Here is an 18,053-nt window from a genome sequence, read left to right as displayed (position 1 = left end):
TTATAACAAAACCAAACTGATATGAGAAAAAAACTACTGGTTTTGCTCTTGCTGCTTAGCGTTAGTATTAAATGGGCGAAAGCAGACGAGGGCATGTGGCTTCCTTATTTATTGGGCCAGCAGACCTACAATGACATGGTCAAAAAAGGCCTTAAGCTCACCAAGGAACAGCTGTATAGCATCAACAAAGCATCCCTGAAAGATGCCATCGTGATCTTTGGCGGAGGCTGCACCGGTGAAATCGTGAGTAATGAAGGCCTGATCTTCACCAACCACCACTGCGGCTATGGCGCTATCGCTGCTGCCAGCTCCGTAGAACACAACTATCTCAAAAACGGTTTCTACGCAAAAAATAAACAGGAAGAAATCTCTTCCCCTATGCTGTCTGTCCAGTTTCTCGTAAAAGTGGAAGACGTTACCAAAGATGTGGAAGCTCAGCTGAAAGGACTCAGCGGTGCCGACAGAACTAAAAAAGAACAGGACGCTTATGCCGGTATCATCACCAAAGCTACCACCGGTAACGGCTACGAAGCGAAAGTAGTGCCTATGTTCAAAGGCAACCAATACCTGCTGTTTGTATACGAGCGCTTTAAAGACGTCCGCCTGGTAGGTACTCCGCCTGAAAGCGTGGGTAAATTCGGCGGCGACACCGACAACTGGGAATGGCCCCGCCACACCGGCGACTTCTCCGTTTTCCGTGTATATGCTTCTAAAGATGGTAAACCAGCACCTTATTCCAATGAAAACGTGCCCCTGAAGCCTAAACACTTCCTGCCGGTATCTATCAAAGGTGTTAAAGAGAACGATTACGCCATGATCTTCGGTTATCCCGGCGGTACCAACCGTTATGAAACATCTTACGGTATCAAACTGAAAAACGAAGTGGAAAACCCGTCTCTCGTAAACCTGCGCGACGTTAGGCTCAAAGCGATGATGGAGCAGATGGTGAAAGACCCGGCAGTAAAACTGCAACTGGCTTCTTCCTACGCCGGTATTGCCAACTACTGGAAATTCTTTGACGGCGAAACCAAACAGCTGAAACAGCACCACGTGATGGAAGAGAAAGAAAAAAATGAAGCTGCTTTCGTTAAGTGGGCACAGGATAAACCTGAATTCGCCAGTATCATGAACGATTACGCAGCAGCTTACAAAGCATGGTCTCCCTACGCGAAACACCGCGTATACCTCACCGAAGGCGTACTCGGCTCTCCGGTAGCTGCTTATGCGGCCTCCCTGATGGCCCTCGAAAAAGCCCTCGTGACACCAGGCGCACCGAAAGATGCTGTACAACAGGCTGCCGCTGCTGCTGATAAAGCCCGCACCTCCTTCCTGGAAGGCGAAAATAAACCCAGCGACCAGAAAATCCTGGCTGCCACTGCCCGTATGTTCTACAACGACGTGCCGAAAGATCAACAGCCTACCGGCTACTTCGAAAGCGTGAAAGGCAAATTCGGCAGCCTCGATGAAGATAACACCTGGAAACTCTGGGCCGCTTCCCTGATGAACAACACCATCATCTTCGATGACGCCAAATGGAAAGCTTTCATTGCTAACCCGGATGCAGTAACCCTGCAAAACGACCCGGTGTTTAACTACGCCAGCACCTTCATCAAAAACTATGGCGGTAAATATCAACCGCTGTATACACAGTTCATGTTGAAAAACAATGACCTGGGCCGCGAATACCTGAAAGGCATCATGCAAATGCAGCCTAACGGCAACAGATACCCGGATGCTAATTTCACGATGCGCCTCTCTTATGGCCAGGTGAAACCTTACTCTCCGCGCGATGCTGTACACTACGATTACGTAACCACCATGAAAGGCGTGATCGAGAAATATGTTCCGGGCGACTATGAATTTGACCTGCCGGCCAACTATGTAGACCTGTACAACAAAAAAGATTTCGGTCAATATAAAGATGCTAAACGCAACGACATCGTAGTAGGTTTTATCACTACCAACGATATCACCGGCGGTAACTCCGGTTCTCCGGTGATCAACGCTAACGGTGAACTGATCGGCCTCGCGTTCGACGGTAACTACGAAGCGCTGAGCCACAAAATTCAGTTCGACGCTGACTACAACCGCACTATCTGCGTAGATGTACGCTATGTGCTGTGGTGCATCGAAAAACTGGGTGGCGCTAAAAACATCATCAATGAACTGAAGCTGGTAAAATAAACATTACCCTGCTCAACAGATACGTCCCGTTCTGGCATTGCCGGAACGGGATTTTTTTTATCTCCCGTCACAAAACATTTCCCCGCCGCACGTTGTTATCCCCATTAAATAGCCGCCTATTCTGAAAACTCAACAACCGTGCATGCATAAACGAAGTATCCGACTAGCTGCCATCTTTCTGTGTTTTTTTACGGGCATTTCCCTGACATATGCAGGGGACGGGCCTGTCAGCGATACCACTGCCAAAGACACCTCTTCCATCAAACCCGGCTTTCTGAAAAAAATAACACTGAGTGGTGTGTTTCAGGCACGATATACCGTCTCCCTTACCAAAGGTGTGGATGTTAACGGAACCCATCAGGCTGACGCAGAGAAAGAAGTGGTACGCAACAGCTTCAGCATCAAAAGGGCCAGGCTCCAGGTGAAAGCACAGGTGAGTGATCGTTTTCAGGCAGGCGTGCTGGTCAACTTCGCCGACTTCGCCAGCGATCCTAAAGGGAAAGTGCTGGAAAATGCCTTCATCACCTATCGCTGGAATGACGCCGTTAACTTTACCGTCGGCCAGTTCCGGCCTTCCTTCGGGCTGGAAGACCTCTATCCCGTAGACATCATCCAGTCCATGGACTTCTCCAATCAATACGCTGCTTTCGGCAACAACGGCTGGCAAAGTTTTCAGGTAGGCGTGTCCATGTTCGGCTCTTTCCGGAAAAATACGCAGCTCCCCATCAAATATGCGGTCTCTGTTGTGAATGGCAATAACCGCAATCAGGTGTCAGATGATGACAATGGCAAACTAGGCTCCGCCCGGCTGGAATTCGGAGATATGAACAAACTGTCGCTTGGCCTCAATGGCGGCGTAGGCGCTGTAAAACGATACAGCGTATATGCGTTGGGGATAGACTTCAGCGGCGTCATACCACTGGCAGAAAAATTCGACCTGCAGCTGCAGTCAGAGTTTAAGCAGGGCACCAACCATCGGCTGTTTTACGGGCTGGCAGACAGTCTCCGCAAAGGCCCGTTGAGCGATTACCTGATGCACGGCGCGTATCTGCTGCCTAATTTCCGGTACAAAATCAACTATCATAAGCTCACCTCCATAGAGGTATCCATGCGCTACGAATACTTTAACGACGATTTCCGGCATAGCGGCAATGCCCGGCGGACCTACATTCCCATGGTCAGCCTGGCTTTCCTGAAAGACTATGGCGGGCGTATTCAGCTGGGTATGCAGATCGACAATTACGACCGGGATATTCCGGGTACTAAAACGCACAACAGTAACCTGATGATCGTACAGGTGCAGTGCAGAATATAAAATGCCAATTGTTATGAAAGAAATCAAGTATCCACAGCTGCTGATCACGGTCATTTTCGGTGTTGTTATCTGGTTTATTCCGCCTCCGGCAGGCGTAACGCCGGAGGCATGGCACCTGCTGTCCATTTTCCTGTCCACCATCCTGGGTATTATCCTGAAAGCGGCCTCGATGGGTACTATGTCGATGCTGGCCATTACGCTGGTGGCGCTGAGCGGCGTACTGGCGCCGGGCAATCCGGGTAAGTCAATTACGCTGGCACTCAGCAGCTTCGGCGACAAGGTAATTTGGCTGATCGGTATTTCATTTTTTATTGCCCGGGGGTTTATTAAAACGGGTCTGGGTAAACGGATTGCCTATATTTTTATCCGCATATTCGGGAAAAGCTCGCTGGGACTGGCTTACGGCCTGGGCCTGGCAGATCTGGTGCTGGCGCCTGCGGTGCCCAGCAATACCGCAAGAGGAGGAGGGATAATCTATCCTATTATGAAATCCATGGCCATGAACTTCGGGTCCATGCCGGAAGATCCCGCCACACACCGCAAGCTGGGCGGTTATCTCACGCTGAGCAGTTATAATATGAACCTTATCACCTCTTCGTTGTTCCTTACAGGAACGGCCAGCAATCCCATGTGTCAGAAGTTCGCTAAAAATCTGGGCATCGATATCACCTGGATGTCCTGGTTTGCTGCCGCATTGGTGCCCGCAGCGTTGTCCATCTTAGTGGTGCCGTATGTGCTGTATAAAATATATCCGCCGGAACTGAAATCCACTGGTGATGCGCCGGCTATGGCTGCCGAAAAACTAAAGGAAATGGGGCCGGTGCATAAAAACGAATGGTTGATGCTGCTGGCTTTTGTGATACTGCTGATACTGTGGATCACCGGTGATTTGTTTGGGATTGATGCTACCACTACCGCCCTGATTGGATTGGTGTTTTTGTTATTGTCGCAGGTATTGGACTGGGAAGATGTAAAGTCTGAAAAAGGCGCCTGGGATACGATCGTGTGGTTTTCTGCGCTGGTGATGATGGCCAGTTTCCTGAATTCGCTGGGCTTCATTCCGTGGTTCAGTGAGCTCATTAAAAAGCAGGTAGGAGGTATGCAATGGCTGGTGGCTTTCCCCATCATCGTACTGGTTTATTTCTATAGCCACTACATTTTCGCCAGTGCTACTGCGCATGTGGCGGCCATGTATTCGGCGTTTCTGGCGGTGGGTATTTCTGTGGGCGTGCCGGGCACGCTGCTGGCGCTGGTACTGGGTTTCTGCGGCGGTATTTTCGGGACACTGACACATTACGGCCACGGACCGGCACCGGTATTTTTCGGCAGCACTTATGTGGAACTGAAAGACTGGTGGAAATGCGGATTTCTGTTGAGTATCGTGTATATCATTCTCTGGATGGGCATTGGCGCAGGATGGTGGAAAGTATTGGGCATCTGGTAATATCAAAATATCAAGCTATGGGTCAATGGACACAAAAAACATTAACCAGGAAAAACTGGATGGCGTTTACAGGATTGTTCCTGTGTTTTTTTCTTGTTATCCATTTATTGGGAAACCTGCAGTTGTTATTGCCGGATGAGCGGGCGCATCTGCAGTTTAACGCGTATTCCCACCTGTTGTCCGGTAATATCCTCATCAAAATAATTTCCTGGGTGCTGTATGCGAGTATCATCGCACATGTGGTATATGCAGTGATAATAACGTTGACGAATAAACGTGCCGGGGATGTTAAATATCATTACGACAGGCGTGGCGAGGTAAGCAAATGGTATACCCGTAACATGGGACTGTTAGGCACGATCATTTTTATTTTTCTCGTCATCCATTTCCGTGATTTCTGGTATGTGTACAAGTTTGGCTCGCTGCCGCTGGACGCGCAGGGAAACAAAGACCTGTATACGCTGGTGGTGGCGGTATACAGTGAAACATGGTATGTGTTGCTATATGTGTTGTGTATGGTGGCGCTTTGTTATCACCTGTTGCATGGTTTCTTCAGCGCAGCACGAACGCTGGGGGTTTATCATCCGCGTTATGTACAATGGATCAGGGTAATTGGCTGGATATATAGTGTGGGTATTTGTGCCGGGTTTGCGCTGATACCGATTTATGTTCACTTCTTAAAATAATGGGTCATGCTGGACGCAAAAATACCGGAAGGGCCACTGGAAGATAAGTGGCGTCATTACAAGGAACATGCAAAGCTGGTAAACCCGGCTAACCGGAAGAAGCTGGAGGTGATTGTGGTGGGTACTGGGCTGGCAGGCAGTTCTATTGCGGCTTCGCTGGGTGAAATGGGCTATCGGGTGAAGACCTTCTGTTTTCAGGATACGCCGCGACGGGCGCATTCCGTGGCCGCACAGGGAGGCGTTAATGCCTGTAAGAACTATAAAAACGACGGAGACAATGTTTTCCGCATGTTTTATGATACCATCAAAGGAGGTGATTTCCGGGCACGGGAAGCCAATGTATACCGCCTGGCAGAATGCAGCGCCAGCCTGATAGATCAGGCGGTGGCGCAGGGGGTGCCCTTTGGCCGGGAATATGGCGGATATCTCAATAACCGCTCTTTTGGCGGCGTACAGGTGTCGCGTACTTTTTATGCCCGTGGCCAGACCGGTCAACAATTATTACTCGGCGCCTATCAGGCGCTGATGCGGCAGGTCCATCTGGGATCAGTGCAGTTGTTTGCCCGGCATGAAATGCTCGACCTGATAACGATCGACGGCAAAGCCAAAGGCGTTATTGTTCGTAATCTTGATACCGGCGAAATAGAACGTCACGGTGCACATGCCGTGATACTGGCCACTGGCGGGTTTGGGAAGATCTATTACTTGTCTACGCTGGCGATGGGCTGTAATGGTTCCGCTATCTGGCGGGCGCATAAAAAGGGCGCGCTGATGGCTAATCCCAGCTGGACACAGATCCATCCTACCAGTTTGCCACAGTCGGGAGAATATCAGTCCAAGCTGACGTTAATGTCGGAATCGCTACGTAACGATGGCCGCATCTGGGTCCCTAAAAAGGAGCAGGAGGACCGGTTGCCCAATCAGGTGCCGGAGGAAGACAGGGATTATTATCTGGAGCGCCGTTATCCGGCCTTTGGTAACCTCTCGCCGCGGGATATCGCCTCACGGGCTGCGAAAGAACGTATTGATGCGGGGTATGGCGTAGGGCCGCTGAAAAATGCCGTATATCTCGATTTCTCCAGGGCTATTAATGACCAGGGGGTGGACAAGATCAGGGAGAAGTATGGTAACCTGTTCCGCATGTACGAAAAGATCACCGGGGTAGATGCTTATAAAGAGCCGATGAAAATTTCACCGGCGGCACACTTCTCTATGGGTGGGCTGTGGGTGGACTATGAATTGATGACGACCATACCCGGATTATTTGCGCTGGGGGAAGCGAATTTCGCAGACCACGGAGCAAACAGGCTGGGGGCTAATTCCCTGTTGCAAGCTTGTGTGGATGGGTATTTTATTGCGCCGTATACGCTGGCCAACTATCTGGCGGATGAAATCAGGACACCGGCAACGGATATTCATCATCCGGCCTTTGATGCCGCCGCTAAGCAGGTAGAAGATCAGCTGCATTTGCTGAAGAGTATCGGAGGCAGGTTATCGGCAGATTATTTTCATAAAACACTGGGTAAAATACTGTATGATAAATGTGGCCTGTCGCGCGCTGCAGAAGGGCTGGAACAGGCTATCCGGGAGATAAAAGCATTACGGCAACAGTTTTATGCCGATCTGTTTATTCCGGGTGGTTTAGCCATCAACAGCGAATTGGAAAAAGCGGGCCGGGTGGCTGATTATCTGGAGCTGGGAGAGCTAATGTGTCATGATGCATTGACACGGGAAGAGTCCTGTGGGGCGCATTTCCGGGTAGAATATCAGACACCCGAAGGAGAGGCGATGCGTAACGATAAGGATTTTGCTTTTATATCCGCCTGGGGATGGGCCGGTGAAAATCTGTCGCCGGTGTGGAATAAGGAACCATTGACGTTTGAATTTGTTACACCTACCGTGAGAAGCTATAAATAACGTGTATGCATATACGATTGAAAATATGGAGGCAGGAAAACAGCCAGGACACCGGCAAAATGCAGGATTATGCGCTGGCGGATGTAAATCCCGACATGTCTTTTCTGGAGATGCTGGACATGTTGAATGAGCAGTTGCTGGGGCAGGGACAGCGGGCCATTGAGTTTGATCATGATTGCCGCGAGGGAATTTGTGGGCAATGTGGCGTGATGATCAACGGTCGTGCGCACGGGCCATTAAAAAATACGACCACCTGTCAGCTGCATATGCGCAGTTTCAGGGATGGGGACACGATTTACATAGAGCCATTCCGTGCCACCGCTTTTCCGGTGAAATGCGACCTTAAAATAGACCGCACGGCATTTGACAGGGTGATACAAGCCGGTGGGTATATTTCGGTGAATACCGGCCAGGCGCCGGAGGCCAACAGTATTCCGGTAGGCCATCCCATTGCGGAGGCAGCGTTCGATGCAGCGGCTTGTATTGGTTGTGGTGCCTGTGTGGCGGTATGTAAAAATTCCAGTGCCGCCTTGTTTACCAGTGCCAAGATCACGCATCTGGTATTGTTGCCGCAGGGTGCTGTGGAAGCGCAGGAGAGAGTGCGGCATATGGTAGATCAGATGGACGCAGAAGGGTTCGGTCATTGCAGTAATACAGAAGCCTGCGAGGCAGAGTGCCCGCAGCAAATTTCAGTGTTGCATATCGCCAGAATGAACTGGGAATACAACAAGGCGCAACTGCTGAAAAAATAGCGCAGTATTGCGTTTTGGCGTATACGTAGTAATACGTATTTTGAAAATTTTGTTGGCAAAAATGAATGTTGTTTGCCGGAAAATTCGTAGATTTGCATCCGCTTTAATCACCGACGATATACTGTTGCGAATAAGAGTTGCTACATGCAATAGTGTTACCCCGGATTTTATTTGTAACAGGGTTTGTTACCCTACCCCAAAATGAAGAATTAAAAAGATGAAACATTACAACATGTTTGTGGTGGCCCTTATGCTGCTGGTAGCGGCTATGACGGCTTGTTCCCCAAACCAGAAAAAAAATGAGACAACTACAGTGACCGGTAATGCCGGTAATTTTCTGATCATCAGAGGTCATGGATTTAGTAAAGAGAAAGCAGCTAACAAAGTGATCTTTGGAGATGTGGCAGCGCACGTATTGCGTGCAAATGCCGACTATCTGCTGGTACAGGTACCGGAGCAGAAGGCAGACACTGTACAAGTGGTAGTAGCAGTAGGAGATAAGACCTCCAACGCTATGTTGTTTGAGTACAACCCTACACGGAAGCTGGTAGCATCCGTACAGGACATTGCCAGCGTGGCATATTAATAACGCAGCGTTTAATTGTTATACCATAGCTTTATTAAGTGACGTAGAAAAGAAAAAAGGTTGTTACAATTTGTAACAACCTTTTTTGGTTATAATGGGTTACTAAGTAGTCTATTTAAGGTCTTTAGGCTGCATGCCGAAGATCATGACCAGTTGGTTGTTTTCGTAGAAGTTCAGTGTCTGATCAGCCACATCATAGCGGTAGGTATGTTCGCCGATCATCTTCAGAAATTCAGCTTCGCGGCGCATCACATTTTCATCCATGCAAGCCATTCTGGTGCTAATAGCCATTGTAAAGGTAATGTTTTCTCCGTTAGAATGATACCCTCCGGAAATACTATTGCAACCTCCTTTACCATGGAAACGTTTGGTGGCAGGATCAAACTCTACCCAGATACCGGATTGCGTCAGCGTGCTGTCTCCCAGTTTGATAAGGTTCCATCTTTTACTGGCGATAAATGCCCAGGGAGTGCCTTTTTCAGGAGCAGTGTTTACTTTTTTCTTCTCCAATACTTTTCGCAGGGTATATTTTACAGAAGAACCATCGGCGGGAGGATTCTTCACAGGAGTAATTCTCACCAGCAGTTTGTAACGATAGCCAGGCGTATATTTGAACCCTTCGATATTAGTGTAGAGGTTAGACCATTCAGTATCTTTCACGCCTTTGATCTGCAGGCATTCCATTGGTGCTACGCCGGTGCATGGCTCCTTGGATTCTTTCACATAAATAGTCTGATTTTTTGAGGTTTGCTGCTTCTGTACAGGCTTCACGGGCGTCATCAGTGTCGTAGCCAGCGTCAATGCGATTTCTAAAAACATAATTGTGAATTTAATCTTTAACAACAAAAGGCACCTGACGGTTTACTTTTGTCAGAATACCTTCTGTTTGCAAAAACGCTGCCAGCCTGTAGAATGTTACAACTGTTAGGATGATTTCCGTTTTCCTATCCGCTGAATAATGCTGGTATAATAGGCGGGTTTATCTTTTCCCGGCAGGCTGATCACCTTTACATCATTGGCGGTAAGCAGGTCCAGCTTGAATTTACAGGCAGGGACCAACTCTTCCGGAATGTAATAATAGAGGGTGTTAGGCACGGGTACATTTTTATGATGAAATTTCTGGCGTGCTCTGTAGGTAAGTAACCACCAGAGGTCTGTCTCCACAAAATCGAGCGACAACCCGAAGATGTGAATATCATGCGTAAAGAAAAAGTCTATCCATGAGTGATAGTACACTTGTTTGGCGTGTATACGTCTCAGTAAGGATTCTTTGGGAACTTCCTTGCTGGAGTAGAAGGTGCCGCTCACCACATAGTTACGCATCAGCTGGAGTTGGCCACCATAGTGCTCAAACCCGAGGTTGATACTCATGGGGTTGAGACAGTCGCCGTGGATGTGCCAGTAGTGGATATCATCCATGGTATATTTCCGGAAGATGCTATAGAATTTTTCATTGATAAGGCTGGTATTTTCATAAGGAGTCCGTCCTTCAAGGGTAAACTCATAGTTGGTGGTCAGGATGTGTGCCGGCTTCAGTGCACGGATGGCGGCATGGATGCCATTGGCTTTGATTTCGGCAGCTTTGATGGCGATAAATGCTTTCAGTTCCCTTTCACGGAGTTTTTCTCTTTTGATGGCGGTTAAAAAAACCTCTTCATACAGCAGCGGGAATGGTTTTTTGTCGTCCAGTTCTACGCAGTCTCCCGTATGACAGAAGGTGATGATATCCTGCAACAGGTCTTTCCAGCTTTGTCCGCTGGAAATGTTGTTGATATCATTTCCGATTAGCAAAATAAGGTTGTTCATAGCAGGTGTATATGGTTTTATGAGTGGATAAAGCGGAAGGTGAGGTTAATCCTTCCGGAGATCTGCCGGCTTGTTTTGGGTACCTGATGTTCCCAGTATTGCTGCAGCGTCCCTTTCATGACCAGGAGGGAGCCATGTTCCAGCAATATTTCATGTTTCAGGTGATGATCATTTTTATAGCGTAATAAAAAACGACGGGAGGCGCCGAAGTTGACAGAGGCGATCACCGGATGGGGCCCCAGTTCCGGTTCGTCATCTGCGTGCCAGCCCATAGAGTCGCTGCCGCTGCGATAAAGGTTAAGCAATACGCTGTTGAAGCTGGCGCCGGCGGTTGGCGTGATACGGTCCCGTATTGCTGTCAATGCCGGTGTCCATGGGCTGGGCTCAAAGGTATTGCCGGAAAAACTATAGGAAGTGGCAGCATCTCCATACCAGGCCATCAACCGCGGAAATAAAACCTGTTTGCCATACATATTCATCGATTCCTGTTTCCAATCGATCGTGTCCTGCAACGTCTGATAATAGACATCGCTCTCCGCCGGCTTAAAAAAGCGCGGATAATAAGCCAGTTCTCCGTTCTTCAGGTGGATGGCATTCCCGGGATTGGACTCTTCAAAAAGGCTTCCCTGCAAACTCATGATACAAATTTACAACGGCAGTACGCAATGTATTTACATGCTTATTGGTCTTTCCATTGCCAGAGATAACGGCAGGCATGGGTCCGGTAGGGCGACCACTTAGCAGAGATGGTCTTCAGCTGTTCGCGAAAAGCTTTTTTATCGCCGATATCCAGCTTATAAAGTCTGGCCATGGCCTGTTGGATGCCCAGGTCGTCTACGGAGAAAACATCCTCACGGTGAAGGTGGAACATGAGCAGCATTTCTACCGTCCACCGGCCTACGCCTTTGATTTGCGTGAGGCATAAGATCACCGCTTCATCATCCATCTTATGGAGCCTGGCATCGGTAAGCTTTTGGGCAATCACAAAGTTGGCCACGTTCTGCACATAGGAGACCTTGGCATTGGACAATCCAATGGCGCGGAGGCGGGAAGGGTCAGTAGCAGCTACCTGTTGTGGAGTGGGTTCTTTATTATCGTAAAGGGCAAGAAAACGGGCATAGATCACATCCGCGACCTTAGTGGAAAGCTGCTGGCTCATAATAGCTCCGATGAGGCGTAGCGGGAAATTCTTGCGCTTTGTCCGCACTTCCAGCGGACCTTTGATGATCTTCTGCAGCTTTTTGTCTTTGCTGAGATGGGAGATATAAGCATGCTCCGTTACCGGAGTGCCTGATGGTCTGGGCATAAACGTCTGATTGAATGATTATATCCGCTATCCTGCACTCCGGCAAGGGCATTAGTAGGTGAACGGCTGATTGTAGATCACCTGCAGGATAGTTTGTCCTACTGCTTTTAATGTTTTGGTGTCAATCACGCTCATGTTATCATTCTGCGTATGCCAGTGCGGGGCAAAATTGCCGGTGGCCTGCCAGGCGATGATATCAAAAGTCGGGATGTTAGCCATGGTATTCACATAAATGTGGTCATCTGTGATATAGGACCCGTTTTTCTCATACCGGAAATAGTCGGAGTAGCCCAGTTGATTGGCCACGTCCCAGAACATTTTCATAGGGCCGTAAGCATACTGCTGGGAAGAGCCTTCCATGTAAAACTGGGAGCCCCGGCCACCTACCATGTCCAGCAGGATGCCGTAATTGGCTTTATAGCCCTTTACGTGCGGGTTTTTAGCCCAGTACTGGGTACCGAGGCAGAAGGAGTTTTCGTTGTCTTTTACCCCGTAATCTTCCACATCTACGAGCAGGATATCCACGCCGGCTTCGGGCCGTTGTGTTTTGAACTGACGGGCAGCTTCCATCAGCACGCCCACGCCGCTGGCGCCATCATCGGCGCCGTCCAGTTTGCCTTTTTTGTCGAAGGCATCTTCATCGGCCCATGGACGGGTATCCCAGTGTGCCAGTAGCAGCACCCGCTGTTTGGCGGCAGGATTGAAGCTGGCGATGATATTGATACAAGGCAGTTTCTCTTTATGCGGACCCTCTACGGTGGTACGTTGTACATATACGGTATCGGCCCATTTTTTCAGAGAACTGATCATCCAGTCGGCACAATGCTGCTGTGCGGGCGTATTGGGTATTCTTGGCCCAAAACTTACCTGTTTGGAGGTATAGGCATAGGCAGAATCTGCACTGAAAGCCGGTACCGGCACACTCAGTTTGGCCACTTTGCTGGCGCCGGTGCTGTCGGTAGTATTGTCTGTTTTTGTGGATGGCTGTTGACAAGCGCCGGCCAGAAGTGCCAGCGTTGTCAACATGCTAAAAACTTTACGCATTATTATCTGTAGGTATTTGCTTATTGAACGCTATACGTGACGTTACCATCTTTTTCATCCTTGAGCTGTATGCCGATGCCCAGCAGCTCATTGCGGATACGATCGGAGGTGGCGTAGTCCTTACGGCCTTTGGCCTCCTTGCGCATGGAGATGAGCATCTGCAAGACACCGTCGAGCAACTGATCGTCGCTGCTGGCAGGTGGTTGCTGTATGCCCAGGATGTCCACGAGGTAAGTCTTCCAGGTTTGTTGCAGCAGGTTAAAGGTATCCTCGCTGATTTCATGCATTTTGATCTGGCCACCTTTCAGTGAGTTGATAACCGGTGTCAGCTCAAACAGATTGGCCAGCACTTTGGCGGTGCTGAAATCATCATTCATGAACTCAGGGCATTCCTGGCACCAGGTGCGCACCTGTTTGTCCAGCTCTTCATTGATGGCCACTCCATCGGAAGTATAGCTCAGTTTCTGCAGTGTTTCATATGCTGCCCACAGGCGTTGCAGTCCCTTTTCTGCGGCCTGCAGCGCTTCGTTGGAGAAGTCGAGCGTACTGCGGTAGTGTGTCTGCAATACAAAGAAACGGATGGTCATCGGGCTGTAGGCCTTTTCCAGCTGTGCATTTTCGCCGGTAAACATTTCCGTGAGCTTGATGGTGTTGCCATAAGCTTTGCCCATTTTACGACCGTTGATGGTGATCATATTATTGTGCATCCAGTAGCGCGCCATCATCTCACCATGGGCGATCTCACTTTGTGCTATTTCACATTCGTGGTGCGGGAACTGGAGGTCCATACCACCGCCGTGGATATCGAACTGGTGGCCCAGGTATTTGGCGCTCATCGCGGAGCACTCAATATGCCATCCGGGGAAACCTTCGCCCCAGGGACTTGGCCAGCGCATGATATGTTCTGTCGGAGCTTTTTTCCACAGGGCGAAATCCGCTTTGTTGCGTTTTTCATCCTGGCCTTCCAGCTCACGGGTGGTTTCGAGCATGTCTTCCAGTACGCGGCCACTGAGAATACCGTAATCGTAGCCGGCGGCGTATTTTTTTACGTCGAAATACACGCTGCCATCTACTTCATAGGCATAACCCTTCTCCATGATCTTTTTGATCATTTCAATCTGTTCTATGATGTGACCGGTAGCGGTGGGCTCTATGCTGGGTTCCAGGTTGCCAAACTGCAGCATGGCCCAGTGGAACAGATTGGTGTATTTCTGTACCAGCTCCATCGGCTCCAGCTTTTCCAGTACGGCGGATTTGGAAACTTTGTCTTCCGCAGCGCGGCCTTCTTCTTCAAAGTGGCCGGCATCGGTGATATTACGTACGTAACGTACTTTATAACCCAGGAACTGCAGGTAGCGGTATACCACATCAAAGGTGATATACGGACGGGCATGGCCGAGATGTGATTCTCCGGATACGGTGGGTCCGCATACGTACATGCCCGCGTGGCCGGGATGCAGTGGGGTGAAGACTTCTTTCTGACGATGTATTGAATTGTATATTTTGAGTTCTGACATATGCTGTAATTAAGAATTTCCGGGGACCTGTTACAGGCAACAGGCCTTTTTTCCGGTGGTGGATGGCAAAGATAAATATTGTTCCAGATGTATGTAAAAAGTCCGGGAACAACATCGGTCAGATCTCAAAATATTAAACATTTTCATAATTATACTTATTTGTTTACTTCTACTTCCTGCATACCACTGCCAATGAGGCTGAGATTGGCGATGACCGGATAGTGGTCAGACAGGTCGGACATGATTCTCCGGAAACTGTTGACCTTAAAATCGGTACTGGCAAACACATAGTCAATACGCAGGGTGGGAGCGATCCCGTTGAATGTGCGGCCCACGCCCCATCCTTTGTTCAGGAAAGCGTCCTGGAGGTCGCCTTTAATCGTGAAATAGGTGTACGATGCCGGGGTATCGTTAAAATCTCCGCATACAATCACCGGATAAGGGCTCTGCCGGATAAAATTACCTACAATATCGGCCTGCTGACTGCGGCGTATATACGCTTCACGCATCTTCTGAATGATGTTTTTGGTGGCCACCAGACCAGTATCTTCCTGGTTTTTGATCTTGCGGATATCGGTATAGTCCTTTTCGTTGAAACGGTACGATTCCAGGTGCATATTCACAATGCGGATGGTATCGTCATCTTTTACAATATCTGCATAAATCAGGCTTTCACTCAGAGGGCCCATGCTCATTTTCACTTTGTCCGATGCAATAATAGGATATTTTGAAAAGATGATGGAACCCCAGTGCTGCATTCCGTTCCGGTTAAAATCGCTCGAAAAGAAACGATAGGGCATTTTCATCTCCCGGGAAATATCTTCCCGGTTGTTAAAATCATTCTTGCGCTCGGAGGTGTAAAAGTCCTGGAAGCAGGCGATGTCCGGCTCCTGTTTTTTGATCAGCGCAAACATAGCCTGACGGTTATATTTACTGTCTTTTTCACGGTACAGGCCAAACTGGCTCACGTTGTAACTCATCACGGTCAGGCTCTGGTTGGCCGGCGCCGGCTTATTCCCGGAAGGCAGGTTAAACGCCAGAAAGGCACTGATGGACTTCCAGCCAAGAAATAGCGCCGTGAGCGATAAAAAAGCATAGCGGTAGTTGAAAAACAGCCACCCCACCATAAATATCACCAGCAAGCCCAGTAAAAACGGAAAGGCCAGCGTAATGAAACTGATAGGCCAGAACCAGGCCGGGGAAATATACGGTGCAAGGCAGGCGGCAAGAAAAAGCAACACCACTCCAACGTTGATGAATACAAAAAAGCCTTTCGTAAATAGTCTTAAGAATCGCACCGCGTTTCCACGTTTGTTGAATGAATAAAGTTAATGCTTTTTCAACGACAGACGGGATATAACCGGGAAATGCTCCGACTGCGGCATTTTCAGTACCTGACATCCTTTAATGCTGAAATGCCCATCGGGCAGAATATAATCGATCCGCAGGGTAGGCGACAGATAGGAGAGCGTCCGGCCCCATCCAAAGCCCGTTGCAAGAAAGGCGTCCTGTAACCCTGCGGCGGCATGACGGTAGCTATAAGAGGCAGGGGTATCATTAAAATCGCCCGCCACAATCACGGGGTAGGGACTGGCCGCTACCAGTGAAGCCAGCTGCTTCACCTGCGATGCCCGACGCCGGAAGGTGGCCTTCATTTTTCCGCCCATACTGAAAAACTGCCTGCCTTGCAGTTCTTCACGGGAAAGCATATACGAAGTAAACTGTACACTGAAAATCCTCACGGTGTCCTGATGAATCACCACATCGGCCTGCAGAAAGCTGCGGCCGCTGCCCTGGGCGAGGCTGTCGCAGGGAATGGTCATGGCGGCTGCCACCGGATAACGGGAGAAAAGGGCGATACCAAAATGCCAGGTGTTCCACAACAGCTGATCGTGCGTGAAATAATGATAAGGATATTGCCCGATCAGTTTCAGCGTATCAATATTATGCGACATCTCCGGCTTGTCGTTGGTGTAAAATTCCTGCAGGCAGAGAATGTCCGGTGAGGCGGCTGCCACCTGCTGAAAAATGGCGGAACGGAGCTCCTGGTTAACTTTATATGCCTGTAAACCCATGCTGCTGCTATTGTAGGTCATGAGCGTGAAGTCCTTGCTGCCGGCTTCTTTGGTAAGATTTTCCTTCGGAGAAAAATGAAGCGCCCAGGTGCGTAAGGCAGGCCGGATGCAAAGCAGCATCGCTATCCCGATATAAATAAAATACTTTTTATCACGGCGCCACAGCCACCAGCAGGGCCATGTGAACAGGCAAACCAGGAAAATGACGGGGAAGGCGAGGGCTGCAAATCCGGAAATCCAAAAGCTTCCGGGGCTGAGCAGGGGTAAATAGGCGCTGGTCAGTACAGTTATTATCAACAGCGAGCAAACAAACTTCATGAAGGGATTTTGTTATTTAGATATTTTGTTATTTAGGTATTTGGGTAGGGTAAGTTATCGTATTAATCGGCAATTTGCCTGTTAACAAGCCCTTAAATATCTAAATAACAAAATAACAAAATTTCAAAATCTTTAAATGCTTAGTTGTCACTTGCGCGCAACAGGGTTTCCCGCTCTTCCGGAGATAAAGAGTCGAGTCCCATCTCATTGATCTTATCAAGAATCTCATTGAGCCGTTGTTCGGGTACCTGGCCAATCTTGCGGAACGGCTGGCTTTCCAGTTTGGCGATGATCTTTGCAGCACTTTTCGGATGGTTCGGATCTATCTGTTGTGATGCGGGATGGAAAACGTGCGTCAGTTTAAACAGGAGGTGGTTAAAGCCAGCGCCCCAGTCATGCCCTTTTTTCCAGCTGTACATAAACATCAGTCCTGCCAAACCGCCACCGGTCAATTGTACCAGATAAGCGACTCCGCCCGGGCTGGACACGCTGGTGCCAACAGTGAGGCCTACGTATACAATGGTGATGATCCACAGCGGGATACCGCCACCCAGCAACGGGAAGATGCGGTAACGCGGAGATATCAGCGTGGCGCCGGCTGCCATGGCCATGATGCCCGGGGAAGACCCCATCACGGATGCATCAGGCAGCAGGGTGTGCAGGCCGGGAATGGCCTGAACGCCAAGAATATAAAAGATGTTGCCTGTCAGGCCTCCAAACAGGTACATGGGAAGTACCCGCTGATAACCGGCGATATGCTGCAGGAAAGTGCCGAAGCACCACAGCCACACCATGTTGGTGAATATCTGCCAGACTTCAATATGAGTGAAAAGAGACGTGAGTAATGTCCACGGACGCGCCAGCAGCCTGGCCGGATCAGCAGGCAGTCGCAGCCAGCTCAGAATATTTTTATAGAAAAGGGCGTCACCTTCCTTGCCTATTTCCATGGTATAAATCACCTTGGCAAAAAGCAGGAAGATAAAAATGGTAAGATTAACAACCACTAACTGGGTGACCATATTCCGTTCTTCCCCCAGGGAGAGACGAGGCATTTTCTCTTTTTCCAACGCATGCATGGTACAAGTATTTACAATACAAAATTA

At 49.1% G+C, this 18,053-nt stretch carries 16 protein-coding genes; 7 read left to right on the top strand and 9 right to left on the bottom strand.

Features of this window, described 5'->3' with window-relative positions; all coding sequences use genetic code 11:
* The first annotated feature begins 21 nt into the window (after window positions 1–21).
* From ICL55_RS10360 to ICL55_RS10330, 7 genes are all read left to right on the top strand, one after another.
* The gene (locus tag ICL55_RS10360; protein ID WP_188096726.1) at window positions 22–2,184 is read left to right on the top strand and encodes a S46 family peptidase; all 2,163 of its coding nucleotides are present in this window, start codon (window positions 22–24) and stop codon (window positions 2,182–2,184) included.
* Window positions 2,185–2,326: 142 nt separating this feature from the next.
* Window positions 2,327–3,499 carry a porin gene (locus ICL55_RS10355; protein WP_188096725.1) on the top strand — a complete coding sequence of 391 codons (1,173 nt, stop codon included), beginning with the start codon at window positions 2,327–2,329 and terminating at the stop codon, window positions 3,497–3,499.
* A gap of 13 nt (window positions 3,500–3,512) precedes the next feature.
* Window positions 3,513–4,943, top strand: a complete 1,431-nt coding sequence (locus ICL55_RS10350) for an anion permease (protein ID WP_188096723.1) — start codon at window positions 3,513–3,515, stop codon at window positions 4,941–4,943.
* A 17-nt stretch (window positions 4,944–4,960) separates the two neighbouring features.
* The gene (locus tag ICL55_RS10345; RefSeq protein WP_188096721.1) at window positions 4,961–5,629 is read left to right on the top strand and encodes a succinate dehydrogenase cytochrome b subunit; all 669 of its coding nucleotides are present in this window, start codon (window positions 4,961–4,963) and stop codon (window positions 5,627–5,629) included.
* Between the two features lie 6 nt (window positions 5,630–5,635).
* Entirely contained in the window at window positions 5,636–7,546 is a 1,911-nt protein-coding gene (locus tag ICL55_RS10340; RefSeq protein ID WP_188096719.1) for a fumarate reductase/succinate dehydrogenase flavoprotein subunit, read from the top strand.
* A 5-nt stretch (window positions 7,547–7,551) separates the two neighbouring features.
* Window positions 7,552–8,298 (top strand): succinate dehydrogenase/fumarate reductase iron-sulfur subunit, encoded by a 747-nt coding sequence (locus ICL55_RS10335; RefSeq protein WP_188096717.1) that lies wholly within the window; start codon window positions 7,552–7,554, stop codon window positions 8,296–8,298.
* Between the two features lie 217 nt (window positions 8,299–8,515).
* Entirely contained in the window at window positions 8,516–8,884 is a 369-nt protein-coding gene (locus ICL55_RS10330) for an IPT/TIG domain-containing protein (protein WP_188096715.1), read from the top strand.
* A gap of 111 nt (window positions 8,885–8,995) precedes the next feature.
* Here ICL55_RS10330 and ICL55_RS10325 read toward each other — a convergent pair whose 3' ends face one another.
* From ICL55_RS10325 to ICL55_RS10285, 9 genes are all read right to left on the bottom strand, one after another.
* A complete protein-coding gene (locus tag ICL55_RS10325; protein ID WP_188096713.1) occupies window positions 8,996–9,703 on the bottom strand; it encodes a DUF4377 domain-containing protein in 708 nt (235 codons plus the stop codon).
* Between the two features lie 105 nt (window positions 9,704–9,808).
* Window positions 9,809–10,690, bottom strand: a complete 882-nt coding sequence (locus ICL55_RS10320; protein ID WP_188096712.1) for a hypothetical protein — start codon at window positions 10,688–10,690, stop codon at window positions 9,809–9,811.
* A 17-nt stretch (window positions 10,691–10,707) separates the two neighbouring features.
* Window positions 10,708–11,328, bottom strand: a complete 621-nt coding sequence (locus ICL55_RS10315) for an alpha-ketoglutarate-dependent dioxygenase AlkB family protein (RefSeq protein WP_188096710.1) — start codon at window positions 11,326–11,328, stop codon at window positions 10,708–10,710.
* 41 nt (window positions 11,329–11,369) lie between these two features.
* Window positions 11,370–11,996: a DNA-3-methyladenine glycosylase family protein gene (locus ICL55_RS10310; RefSeq protein ID WP_188096709.1), complete on the bottom strand. Its 627-nt coding sequence runs from the start codon at window positions 11,994–11,996 to the stop codon at window positions 11,370–11,372.
* 51 nt (window positions 11,997–12,047) lie between these two features.
* Window positions 12,048–13,022 (bottom strand): M28 family peptidase, encoded by a 975-nt coding sequence (locus ICL55_RS10305; protein ID WP_188098337.1) that lies wholly within the window; start codon window positions 13,020–13,022, stop codon window positions 12,048–12,050.
* Window positions 13,023–13,060: 38 nt separating this feature from the next.
* On the bottom strand, window positions 13,061–14,557 hold the full coding sequence (gene cysS, locus ICL55_RS10300) for a cysteine--tRNA ligase (RefSeq protein ID WP_188096707.1): 1,497 nt from the start codon (window positions 14,555–14,557) through the stop codon (window positions 13,061–13,063).
* Between the two features lie 155 nt (window positions 14,558–14,712).
* Window positions 14,713–15,855: an endonuclease/exonuclease/phosphatase family protein gene (locus tag ICL55_RS10295; RefSeq protein WP_188096704.1), complete on the bottom strand. Its 1,143-nt coding sequence runs from the start codon at window positions 15,853–15,855 to the stop codon at window positions 14,713–14,715.
* Window positions 15,856–15,885: 30 nt separating this feature from the next.
* Window positions 15,886–16,950: an endonuclease/exonuclease/phosphatase family protein gene (locus tag ICL55_RS10290; protein ID WP_188096702.1), complete on the bottom strand. Its 1,065-nt coding sequence runs from the start codon at window positions 16,948–16,950 to the stop codon at window positions 15,886–15,888.
* A gap of 140 nt (window positions 16,951–17,090) precedes the next feature.
* The gene (locus ICL55_RS10285; protein ID WP_188096701.1) at window positions 17,091–18,026 is read right to left on the bottom strand and encodes a rhomboid family intramembrane serine protease; all 936 of its coding nucleotides are present in this window, start codon (window positions 18,024–18,026) and stop codon (window positions 17,091–17,093) included.
* Between the last annotated feature and the right edge of the window lie 27 nt (window positions 18,027–18,053).

Source organism: Chitinophaga varians, assembly GCF_014529945.1.
Lineage (GTDB): Bacteria > Bacteroidota > Bacteroidia > Chitinophagales > Chitinophagaceae > Chitinophaga > Chitinophaga varians.
The sequence above is the reverse complement of the archived record's forward strand: the minus strand, read 5'-3'. Positions and strand labels throughout refer to the sequence as shown.